This window comes from Nodosilinea sp. AN01ver1, from assembly GCF_050565655.1.
Classification (GTDB): Bacteria; Cyanobacteriota; Cyanobacteriia; order Phormidesmidales; family Phormidesmidaceae; genus Nodosilinea.
Genome location: NZ_JBNXVS010000089.1, coordinates 1 through 10,813, shown reverse-complemented (window position 1 = coordinate 10,813; position 10,813 = coordinate 1). Strand labels below are relative to the sequence as shown.

Sequence of the window (10,813 nt, the reverse complement as noted above, 5' to 3'; positions counted from 1 at the left end):
CTGCAAAAACCTCATCATGCCAACAAAATTAGCCGTCAACAGCCCCACTAGCACGGCTAAAACGGCGACTATGACCGGGCTAATCGTGCCGTAGCCAGATCTCATAGAGGCCACCACAAAACCGCTGAACCCCAAGGCAAGACCAAGAACGACGGCTGTGACAACCCACCGCCCTACTGCTCTGTGGCCAGGTCGCTGCGGCGTCTGCACCCACTGGGCCAGTACCCAGGTCAAACTTACCGCCAGCAGCACGGCCAGGGTAAAGCTGGCTCGAAGCCAGGCTGTCTCAGAGACCCACTGTAGCCAGGGCACTAGAGTACCAGCGTTAGCGCTGTTAACCTCAAAGCTGGGGTCGCGCAAGGGCGAGGCCCAGTGCAGCAGTCCTGCTAGCCCTGCCGAAACCAGTACCAACCCGCCAAAACCGATGACAGAAAGCCGCTGAATCCGTCGCCCCATGGCCATTCACCTCACAGCAAACTGGGGTAGGTTAGAACTCGAACAGAATGTAAGACGCTAAGGCTGGGCAATGGTTGCCGTCATGCGCGCCGCGATCCCGCGCAAATTGCCCTTCGGGCTTGGTCTTAGACCATCGGCCCTGATCTAGTGGGCAAGTGACAGGGCTTCGTGGTAATCAGAAGGCAGTAACGGCGTGGTTTTATGTTCATTCCTCCCGGTTTTATGCAGCGATCGCTGGTTCTCGACCAGGGCACGGTGGCCTATGTTGAGGCCGATCCCGGCTTGTGGCCCGGGCCAGCGCCCGATTCAGTACCGCTGCTGTTTGTCCACGGGTTTGGCGGTGGGTCATCCAGCTACGAATGGTCGAAGGTGTACCCGGCCTTTGCTGCCGCGCACCCGGTACTGGCCCCAGATCTGATTGGCTGGGGCTATTCTGACCACCCCGATCGCCCCTGCACTACCGCCGACTACCTCGCCCTACTGAGCCAGCTGATTGACAGACTCTGCCCGGCCCCGCCTGTTGTAGTTGCCTCTTCCCTCAGTGCCGCCATGATGGTGCGGGTCGCGGTTGACTCCCCCGATCGCCTGCGAGGGCTTATTTTGGTGGCCCCGGCGGGGTTAGCCGACTTTGGCCAAGACCCTAGCGGCTCGGTCATCAACCAGATCGTCAAGCTGCCTGTAGTCGATCAGTTGCTCTACCGGGGAGCGATCGCCACCAGCGAGGGCATTCGATCGTTTTTGGCCCAGCGCCAGTTTGCCGACCCCAGCAAAATTGCCGACGAGATGGTGGCGGCCTACCTGGCATCAGCCCAGCAGCCTAACGCCGATGTTGCCGCCCTGGCTTTTGTGCGGGGCGATCTGAGCTTCGATCTGGCCACCTATCTGTCTCAGCTTACTACCCCTACCGCCATGTTCTGGGGCGAAATGGCCCAGCTCACCCCCGTGGAAACTGGTCGTCGTTTAGCGGCCCTCAACCCCGCCGCTATTCGGCGCTTTGAAGTGCTGCCTGGAATCGGGCTCACGCCTCAGCTTGAGCAGCCCGGGGTCACAATTGGTTTAATTCAGCAATGTCTGGGTGACCTGGTCCCGTAGGGCTGCTCCAGTAGGGTTAATCCACAGCTTGAAAGCCCGCACCGGAGAGTAAGTTACCCTCGGTATCGATAAAGCCCCAGCCGTTGTCCACCTGCACCCGCGCCCGTCCCTCAGAAAATGGCCCGGCGTTGCTGTATTGAGGGTCTATCGCCCAGTCTCCTGCCGGGGTGATATAGCCGTAGCGCCCGTTTTGCTGCACAGCGGCTAGCCCCTCTGAAAAGTCAGCCGCGTAGGCAAACTGAGGCGTAACGGCCACTTCGCCGGTGCGGTCAACATAGCCCCACTGGCTATCAATCAGCACGGCGGCCAACCCCTCGGCAAAATCAGAGGCAAAGGGTAAGGTCGGCTCAATCACCATGCCTCCAGTCGTGTCGATAAAGCCAAAGTTGCGGCCCTGGCGCACCCGAGCCAGCCCCTCAGAAAAACTAAAGGCTCCGTCATAGCTGGGGGCAATAACCATAGCGCCACTGGGATCGATGTAGCCGTAAAGCTTGTCTATTCTGGCCACCGCCAGCGATTCAGAAAAACTCCAGGCGTCTCTGAACGTCGGCGGTATGGCGGGGCGGCCGGCGGTGTCGATATAGCCGTAGGTTTCTCCTAACTTGACCAGGGCGCGACCGCCCACAAATCGCTCAGCCAGGTCAAACTGGGGCTCAATCACCCACTCGCCCTGGGAGTTGATGTAGCCGTATTTGGTGCCCCCCTGTACCGCCGCCAGCCCTTCAGAGAAAGACTTGGCCTGGCGAAACTGCACCGGTATAGCCCACGCTCCCTGCCGGTCGAGGTAGCCAAAGTAGGCCCCCACCTGGGCCACCGCCAGCCCCTCGGCGTAGTCAGCGGCCACGGTGACATTGTCATCGGCAATTTGAATGTTGAGCCTGCCCTCGCGATCGATATAGCCCAAGCGCGACTTCAGGCGGACCAGGGCTACCCCTTCGGCAAAGTCTGACACCGTATCAAAAAGTAGGGGGCTAGTCATGGCGCTGGCCAGGGCGACGGACTGAGGGTTTATGAACTGTAGCATTGTAGTGGCCTGCCGCGACGAGCGATCAAACCCCTCAGCTAGAGGGATACAGGCGGCCACAGCCAGGAGCCCCAGACCAGCCAAACTCTTTTGCTGCCAGCGCCAGGCTCTGTGCGATCGCGCCATAGCTCCCCTTTGCTCTCGCCAAACTTATCAGGCAAAGCAGCCTTGCCCTGCGGCTCCACCTATTTTCACCATGACGGATCTTTTTGCGATCGGGGAGAAATTTTAAGAAAAGCTCAGATTAGCGCGCCAAACTATACCCGTAGAGCAAGAAAACAGTGAACATCTGCCTGCGTACCTTGGCTCGGTTAATCGCCCAGGTTGAGCGACAGCTGCGGTGGGTGGAGCTCGTGGTAGAGCGCCTCCAGGTCGCGGCGGCGATACAGGTGGCGGTTGCCGCGCCGCGACGTGCGCCGCTCACAGCCCTGGGCATCGAGCTTTTGCTGTAGCTCAAGGCGGGGGTGGCCAAAGGCTTTGGCGGCCTCTCGCAGGGGCACCCACTGTTCTTCAAACTGCTGTCGCAGGGTCTCGTCAGAGGTGTTGGCCAGACGCTCTAGCAGCAGGTTGGCCAATAGCCAGCAGGCTTTGGTGTCGGCCATGGCTCGGTGCGATCGCCCGACGTCAAAGCCAAAATGCTGCACTAGCTGGGGCAAACTGCGGGAGGGCAAGTCGGCCAGCAGCAGCCGCGACAAAATCACGGTGCAAAACTGCTGGGCCGCGGGGCGCTTAAACCCCTGCCCCAGCCGCTGGTACTCGGCTTGAATAAAGCTGTAGTCAAAGGCCAGGTTGTGGCCCGTCAACACCCCCTGGTCGAGGGGCGATCGCAGCGCCTGCCACACGCTATCGGCGGCTGTACCCTGCTCGACCATGGCCGTAGTAATGCCCGTCAATCGGGTGATGGTAGCTGGGACTCGCACCTGGGCATTGACTAAAAAGGTCGCCTCGTGGGTAATCCCCTGTTCCAGCGACCCCTGCACGACCGCAATTTCAATCACTCTGGCCTCGGGGGGCCGCGACCCCGTGGTCTCGACATCTACCACCGTGAGCATGGCCTTGGGCAGCTGGCGATAGTAGGCCAACAGCTGGTCTGTAAAGAGCGCAGACTGCGCAATGCCGCCCACCGATACAGGAACCATAGTGCTACTACCGCAGGGAACCCTCCTAAGGTGCCACATTTTGCCCGCCCCCAGCCCTCTCAGGCTGCAAAATGCCGTAGATCTTTGCGTGGCTGAGGCAGAGAACCCTGGTCGCCGCTACTTGACGACTCTGACGACTCTTTGGAGGGGCCTCTACTGAGTTTATCGGAGGGACTTAGACATCTTTAGAGGCCGACTTACGGCGGAGGCGGGCAAAACGTTCCTTAATCACCAGCCACAGGAAGGGAAAGTCGTCTAGCAGGTAGCGCTTCCACAGCCGTCCTGGCTCAGTGCTAAGGCGGTAGAGCCACTCTAGCCCCAGCTTGCTCAGCAATTCTGGCGACCGGGGTTTATTGCCAGCCTCAAAGTCGATGGCGGCCCCTACGGCTAGAAAGATATCGATATTGGGCAGCTGGTCGCGGTACTTGGCGATCCACTTTTCCTGCTTGGGTGCCCCGACCCCAACCACCAGCACGTTGGCAGGGGACTGCCGGATCATCTCTAGAATGCGATCGCACTCGGCCTCATCCTTTTCAAAGCCAAAGGATGGTGAGTGGGCCTGCACAATAATCTGTCGACCAATGCGGGCATTGATGCGCTCCATAGCCTGGGCCGCAATTCCCTCGGCACCCCCCATTAAAAAAATCTTAATCGCCTCGTTGTGGCGGTGGTGCTCACAGAACATTGGGAACAGATCGGAACCTGAAATTTTGGCCTTCAGGGGTGTACCCAAAAACTTAGAGGCAAACATCAGCACCTGGCTATCGCAAACGCGATAGTCGGCCTTGCTGTAGGCCTTGACAAAATCTATGTCTTTTTGCAGCTTCATCAGGTGATCGACGTTGGGAGTGAATACCACGCCGTGTTTGAGCTGACTTAAAAAATCGTTAACCGAGATATTGTCGATTGGAATGCTCAGAATTTCGACCTGAGTTTGCAGGTGATCGTACTGCTGCTTGCGCAGTTCCCGAGCCGTAGACTCCAGGGCCGCCTTCCGAAACTGGCGGTAAAGCTGCTTGACCTCTGTGGCTGGAACAGGCTGGTTGGCCTGCCCCGCGGCGGTGGCAGTCGGTGAGGAATCAGCAACATCAACATCAACTAATGACGGATCGTCGATCCCTAAACCCTGCTCGACAGCATTGTTGATTACCGCATTATTGATCGCCACGTCAGCTGTTGATGACGTGAAGACCTGTCCGGTAGACTGTGACTCCATAGGATTATCCAAACTTCAAGAACCAGAGAGGTAACTGCCTAAACTACAGCGATTGAGAACAGCTCAACCCACTGCCGAATGATTTCCATGTTTATCGCTCAACTCTCCAAGGCCCATTGGCTGGGCAAATGCACCCGTTGCTACGCGGCAAATTATCGGTATAAAAATTAACTATACATGGCGGTGTAACTACGGTGTTTGCAAGGTGTGCTCATGGGTTGAAACGTCTTTTGTAAGAGGCTTAGAACCCGAGTTGAACAAATCGCCAGCGGTTAGCTTTCAGTGGCTCATTCATACTAAGGTTAGCGGTCAAGAAAGCACGGGCATCCCCAACGCGGTTCACAAAAGCTGAACACCTCTGTAAAGTATGGGTCTAAAGAAAGCTGGGCTTGAAACTATCCCAACTCTAAACACAGAGGGTGTCACTGCCCCATAGACAGATATGTGACTCCTGATCCTTTAAAATTAGTTGCAGTGGTCTTCGTCTCATAGCATTTCTGACCGCTGTGCGCCAGCCTGAGTACAGGCTACCCACAGTGCTCTCTAAACCTGCCGTTACCCATTGCCCATGACTTCTCCTCCCCGCGATGTTCAGCTTTACGCCATGGCAGCCGGCACTACGGTCCTGCGCTGCCGCAGTTGGAACCGCCTACGGTTTGAGATTGAGTATGGTTTAGAGCGAGGAACCACGGCGAATAGCTATCTGATTCAGGCCGATCGCACCGCCCTGATTGACCCTCCAGGTGAGTCATTTAGCGAAATATTTTTGGCGGCTCTAGAGCGCCATATTGACCTCTACCAGCTCAACTACATTGTCTTAGGGCACATTAACCCAAACCGAGCAGAAACTTTAAAGATTTTGCTGAAGCGGTTGCCAGATGTGACGGTAGTGTGCTCAAACCCGGCGGCGCTCGCCCTTAAAGATCTGCTGCCCGATGTATCGCCCCGGCTGCGGGTGATTCGCAGCGGCGACGACCGACTCGATCTGGGTCAGGGGCATCATCTCCAGTTTGAGCTCATCCCGACGCCGCGCTACCCGGGTGGGCTAGCGACCTTCGACCCTTACGCGGGAGTGCTTTACTCAGACAAGTTTTTTGGGGCACACCGCTGCGACGATGCTGTCTTTGATCTCAGCTGGCAGGATTTGCTAGAAGACCGACGCTACTATTTTGACTGTCTATTTGCCGCCAGCGCCCGTCAGGTACTGGCGGCCCTGGGCCGATTGACCTCGCTGCCCTTTCAGATTTTGGCCCCAGGTCACGGGCCGGTGGTGCGCTACGGGCCTCATGAGCTGGTGCAGAGCTACCGCGACTGGGCCCAGGCCCAAACCAGCCAGGATCTGTCGGTGGCGCTGATCTACGCCTCGGCCTATGGCAATACCGCGACCATTGCCCAGGCGCTGGCGCGGGGCATTACCAAGGCGGGGGTATCAGTAGAGTCGATTAACGCCGAGCAGGCCAGCCCCGACGATATTAAAGCCGCCGTCGAAACCTCTGCCGGATTCTTGATGGGGTCGCCCACCCTGGGTGGCCATGCCCCTACCCCTATGCAGACGGCCCTGGGCATCGTGCTATCGACGGCTTCGAAGGCGCAACCAGCGGGGGTGTTTGGGTCCTTTGGCTGGAGCGGTGAGGCGATCGATTTGCTGGAGGGCAAGCTCAAAGACGGCGGCTACAGCCTGGCTTTTGACCCAATCAGGGTGAAGTTTAAGCCCACCGATGTCACCCTGAAATACTGTGAAGAGGTGGGGACTGACTTTGCTCAGGCGCTCAAAAAAGCGAAGCGGGCCAAGCAGCCCCGTACCCCAGCCTCGGCGGTGGAGCAGGCGGTGGGGCGGATTGTCGGATCGCTCTGTATTGTGACGGCCCGCCAGGGCGAGGTGTCGAGCGCTATGCTGGCCTCCTGGGTATCGCAGGCTTCTTTTGCGCCGCCGGGGTTTACGGTGGCGGTGGCCAAAGATCGGGCGATCGAGTCGCTGCTGTATCCTGGCAGTTCCTTTGTACTGAATATTCTGGCGGAGGGGCGGCACCTGGGACCGATGAAGCACTTTCTCAAGCCCTTTGCTCCTGGCGAAGACCGATTTGCAAATGTAGAGACTGAGGTGGCTGAGAACGGCGCACCAATTTTAACCGATGCGATCGCCTACCTGGAGTGCACCGTAGACCAGCGTATGGAGTGTGGCGATCACTGGCTGGTCTACGCCACCGTGCAGGCTGGCCGAGTGTTAGATGGCGAGGGTAAAACTGCTGTTCATTATCGCAATACTGGCACACACTATTAAGCTGCGTGAACGACTGGCGCTGAATTGACTACGCCATAACTGAATATGCTACGAGTAAGAATACTGGCCGAAGGGCTGAGCGGCTTGACTGGAGCACGTTTCAGCCTGCTTTAGGGCCTCGATCTCAGGTCCGGTGGGTCAGGGTAAACGTGGTCGTGGCGCTGGTGGTTTGGGCTTTTTAAGTCTGGGGCACCGCGGTGGTTTGGCACCATTTGGCCTGTACTGCCGACCGCGACGTTAAGCAAACCGCTTTAAAGTTTCAAAGTGTATGCCCGTTGTTTCTCACTGCTCCAATCGCGGCCAGACGTTGCAGTCGGTCTACCGATTTTTAGATCGTCGGCTTAGTCAGGTGAGGCAGAGTCATCAGCCCCAGCTGGTGACCCTGAGTTTTGATATTCCTCCGGTAGACCCGCTGCTGGTGCTGGCCCGATTGGCCCCCAGCGGCGATCGCCACCTGTATTTAGAAAATCCCGTAGCTCAAACCTCAATGGTGGGCTTTGGTACGGCCCTGGTGTACGAAACGGCAGGTGTCTGTCGGTTTACCCAGGCGCGCCAGTTTATCGACCAGTGGCGGGGCAAAACCCACCGCTACAGCGAAGCAGGTATGTCTGCTTCACTCAGCGGGGCCGACTGGGCCCGATTTTTTTGCGCGTTTACCTTCTTTGCCGATCCTCGCGGTGCTGAACCCACGTTTCCGGCGGCCATGGTTATGTTGCCCCAGTGGCAGCTGGTGCGCCAGGGCCATCAGGGGGTATTGACCCTTAACCACTTGATGACCGCAACTACCGATGTAGGAGCTGTTCTAGACGCCCTAGCCGACCAGCTGCAGGCAGTGGAGCGCTTAGGTACTAGTCTCTGGCGAGACCTGCGGCCCTCGGCCCGACTGCCCGTGCAGCCAGCCTCTGATGCCGGACGGCAATTTAAGTCGGCGGTTGACCGCGCCCTGGACTATATGACCCGGCATCCGGTGCAGAAAATCGTGCTGGCCCACGCCCTTGACTGGGTTAGTGCTGAACCCATTCAACCCCTGGCGGCGCTGAGTCGTCTGCGGCAGCGCTACCCTGACTGCCATATCTTTTCGGTGGGGCAGGGCAATGGCCAAACCTTCATGGGAGCCAGCCCTGAACGGTTGCTGAGTCTTGCCCAGGGGCAGCTTGTGACCGATGCGCTGGCCGGGTCGGCTCCTCGGGGCACAGCCCCAACCCAGGATGACTGCCTGGCTCAGGGGCTGCTGCACAATCCTAAAGAGCGGGGTGAGCACCGCCTGGTGGTCGAATTTTTAGCCAGGCAGCTCCAGGGGGTAGGGCTGTGCCCTCAGTACCAGCCCTGGCCTGGGGTGCGGCGACTCTCCAACATTCAGCACTTGCATACGCCCATGCGGGCCAGGGTGCCGCGTCATATTCACCCGCTGCAAATTGTGGCGGCGCTGCACCCTACCCCTGCCGTAGCCGGTGTTCCCACCCGTGAGGCCTGCGACCAGATTTTGCGCTTTGAAGACTTTGACCGCAGTTTGTATGCCGCCCCCCTGGGGTGGGTCGGGGCGAATGGCGACAGCGAGTTTGTTGTGGGCATTCGCTCGGCGCTGGTGGCCGATACCTGGGTGCGGCTGTACGCTGGGGCTGGTATTGTGGCAGGGTCTGACGCCGATCGCGAGTGGGCCGAGATTAAGCTCAAGCTGCGCGCCCTGGGCGAGTCGCTGGTTTAGCCGTTTGTCCCTGACCCATGACCTTTGACTTTCGCAATACCAATACGCTGTGGGCCTCGGTGCTGGCGGCTACCCTGGCTCGGCTGGGGTTAAAAACGGCGGTGATTTCCCCCGGCTCGCGCTCAGCACCCCTGGCCGTGGCGTTGGCCTGCCATCCTGCGATCGAAGCGGTACCAGTGTTGGATGAGCGCTCGGCGGCCTTTTTTGCCCTGGGAATTGCCCGGCGCACGGGGCTGCCGGTGGCGCTGCTGTGCACCTCGGGTACGGCTGGCGCTAACTACTACCCCGCTGTGATTGAGGCTAAAGAAAGCTGCATTCCCCTGCTGGTGCTGACCGCCGATCGCCCGCCGGAACTGCGCGACTGTGCTTCGGGCCAAACCATTGATCAGCAGCGGCTGTTTGGAGCGTACCCCAACTGGTTCACAGAGCTAGCGGTGCCGGTCGCAACAGTGGATATGCTGCGCTATCTGCGACAAACCCTGGGGCAGGCCTGGGGGCGATCGCTCTACCCCGTCGCGGGACCCGTGCACCTCAACTGTCCCTTTCGCGATCCCCTGGCTCCGGTGGCTGACGATTCGGTAGTTGACCTGAAGGAGGTGCTGGACGAGCATTTTTTAGACGGGGTGGCGGCACCGGCAGCGGCGATCGCGCTGGAGAAGCTTCACCCCACCGCTGCGCCCCTCCTGGAAATTTGGCAACGGTGCGATCGCGGTCTGATTGTCGCCGGGCCTGCCCAGCCCACCGATCCGCTGGCCTACTGCCAAGCGATCGCGGCCCTGGCCTCCTACTTAGGCTGGCCCGTGCTGGCCGAAGGACTGTCGCCCTTGCGCAATGCCGCTGCCCTCAATCCCTACTTGGTGAGCACCTATGACCTGGCCCTGGGGCAGTTTGGTCAGGAAGCGGACGGGGTGAGCGCAGCGCTGGTACCCGATCAGGTCATTCAGCTGGGTCCATTGCCGACCAGCAAACGCCTGCGCGAGTGGCTGCAAGCGACCCAGCCCCGCCGCTGGATGCTCGATCCTTTGGGGACGAACCTAGACCCGCTCCACGGCCCGACTACAGCGGTGCCCACGACCCCACAAACGCTGGCGCTGGCTATCCCTTCAGGGCCGGGCGATCGCGACGGTTCTCCACAGCCCGTTTTAGACCGCCCGCCCTATCTCAAGCAGTGGCTCACCCTGGAGTACAGGCTGCGCCAGTATCTCGATACCACGTTGGCAGGTTTGGAGGACAGCTTTGAGGGCAAAGTACCCTGGCTGCTGGCCCGCTGTTTGCCGCCGGGAACTCCCCTAATGATTGCCAACAGCATGCCCATTCGCGATGTGGAGTGGTTTTGGCCGCCCGGCGATCGCGGCCTGCGCCCCTACTGCAACCGAGGGGCCAATGGCATCGACGGCACGCTGTCTACGGCCCTGGGTCTTGCCCACGGCGGCCCGCCCACGGTGCTGCTAACCGGCGATCTGGCGCTGCTGCACGACACCAACGGCTGGCTCAGCCTGCCCCGCCTGCGCGGTCATCTGAGCGTAGTAGTTATTAACAATCGGGGCGGCGGCATCTTTGAACGGCTGCCCATTGCCACTGTACCTACCCCCGGCGAAACCTGGTTTGAAGATTTTTTCGCTACCCCCCAAACCGTTGACATTAACCATCTCTGTGCCGCCTACGGCGTCAGCTACGAGCGGGTCACTACCTGGAGGCAGCTAGAGGCCAGCCTCAGCTGCCTGCCCGAGCGAGGGGTGCGGCTGCTAGAGGTAAGGTGCGATCGCAAGCAATCCCACACCCTGCGCCAGCAACTCCTCACTCCCCCCCAAGACCTGCTAACTCTAGACTTTACGCCCTGAAGCTACCAGCAACTCCATCTATCCACACATCTACCCCCCTACTCCCCCGCCCCCTACTC

At 59.4% G+C, this 10,813-nt stretch carries 7 protein-coding genes and 1 pseudogene; 4 read left to right on the top strand and 4 right to left on the bottom strand.

Annotation, left to right across the window (positions count from 1 at the left end; translation table 11 throughout):
* Positions 1-456: pseudogene (locus tag ACQ4N7_RS29475) on the bottom strand (hypothetical protein); the annotation flags it as partial.
* Positions 457-657: 201 nt separating this feature from the next.
* Between ACQ4N7_RS29475 and ACQ4N7_RS29470 the strand changes: the two are divergent.
* A complete protein-coding gene (locus ACQ4N7_RS29470) occupies positions 658-1,548 on the top strand; it encodes an alpha/beta fold hydrolase (protein ID WP_430714999.1) in 891 nt (296 codons plus the stop codon).
* 16 nt (positions 1,549-1,564) lie between these two features.
* Here the strand turns inward: ACQ4N7_RS29470 and ACQ4N7_RS29465 are convergent, their stop codons facing one another.
* The 3 genes from ACQ4N7_RS29465 to ACQ4N7_RS29455 form a co-directional block, all read right to left on the bottom strand.
* Entirely contained in the window at positions 1,565-2,698 is a 1,134-nt protein-coding gene (locus ACQ4N7_RS29465; protein ID WP_430714998.1) for a WG repeat-containing protein, read from the bottom strand.
* A 185-nt stretch (positions 2,699-2,883) separates the two neighbouring features.
* The gene (locus ACQ4N7_RS29460; protein WP_430714997.1) at positions 2,884-3,711 is read right to left on the bottom strand and encodes a 3'-5' exonuclease; all 828 of its coding nucleotides are present in this window, start codon (positions 3,709-3,711) and stop codon (positions 2,884-2,886) included.
* A gap of 175 nt (positions 3,712-3,886) precedes the next feature.
* Positions 3,887-4,927: a WecB/TagA/CpsF family glycosyltransferase gene (locus ACQ4N7_RS29455; protein WP_430714996.1), complete on the bottom strand. Its 1,041-nt coding sequence runs from the start codon at positions 4,925-4,927 to the stop codon at positions 3,887-3,889.
* Between the two features lie 568 nt (positions 4,928-5,495).
* Here ACQ4N7_RS29455 and ACQ4N7_RS29450 point away from each other — a divergent pair.
* The 3 genes from ACQ4N7_RS29450 to menD all read left to right on the top strand — a co-directional run bounded on the left by ACQ4N7_RS29450 (position 5,496) and on the right by menD (position 10,754).
* On the top strand, positions 5,496-7,208 hold the full coding sequence (locus ACQ4N7_RS29450; protein WP_430714995.1) for a diflavin flavoprotein: 1,713 nt from the start codon (positions 5,496-5,498) through the stop codon (positions 7,206-7,208).
* Between the two features lie 268 nt (positions 7,209-7,476).
* On the top strand, positions 7,477-8,913 hold the full coding sequence (locus tag ACQ4N7_RS29445) for an isochorismate synthase (RefSeq protein ID WP_430714994.1): 1,437 nt from the start codon (positions 7,477-7,479) through the stop codon (positions 8,911-8,913).
* Positions 8,914-8,930: 17 nt separating this feature from the next.
* Entirely contained in the window at positions 8,931-10,754 is a 1,824-nt protein-coding gene (menD, locus tag ACQ4N7_RS29440) for a 2-succinyl-5-enolpyruvyl-6-hydroxy-3-cyclohexene-1-carboxylic-acid synthase (RefSeq protein ID WP_430714993.1), read from the top strand.
* Positions 10,755-10,813 lie beyond the last annotated feature (59 nt).

What these genes read in the sequence shown, in the direction of transcription:
- ACQ4N7_RS29470 (WP_430714999.1), top strand. Translation starts at nt 658, where the DNA reads ATGTTCATTCCTCCCGGTTTTATGCAGCGATCGCTGGTTCTCGACCAG.
- ACQ4N7_RS29465 (WP_430714998.1), bottom strand. Translation starts at nt 2,698, where the DNA reads ATGGCGCGATCGCACAGAGCCTGGCGCTGGCAGCAAAAGAGTTTGGCT.
- ACQ4N7_RS29460 (WP_430714997.1), bottom strand. Translation starts at nt 3,711, where the DNA reads ATGGTTCCTGTATCGGTGGGCGGCATTGCGCAGTCTGCGCTCTTTACA.
- ACQ4N7_RS29455 (WP_430714996.1), bottom strand. Translation starts at nt 4,927, where the DNA reads ATGGAGTCACAGTCTACCGGACAGGTCTTCACGTCATCAACAGCTGAC.
- ACQ4N7_RS29450 (WP_430714995.1), top strand. Translation starts at nt 5,496, where the DNA reads ATGACTTCTCCTCCCCGCGATGTTCAGCTTTACGCCATGGCAGCCGGC.
- ACQ4N7_RS29445 (WP_430714994.1), top strand. Translation starts at nt 7,477, where the DNA reads ATGCCCGTTGTTTCTCACTGCTCCAATCGCGGCCAGACGTTGCAGTCG.
- menD (WP_430714993.1), top strand. Translation starts at nt 8,931, where the DNA reads ATGACCTTTGACTTTCGCAATACCAATACGCTGTGGGCCTCGGTGCTG.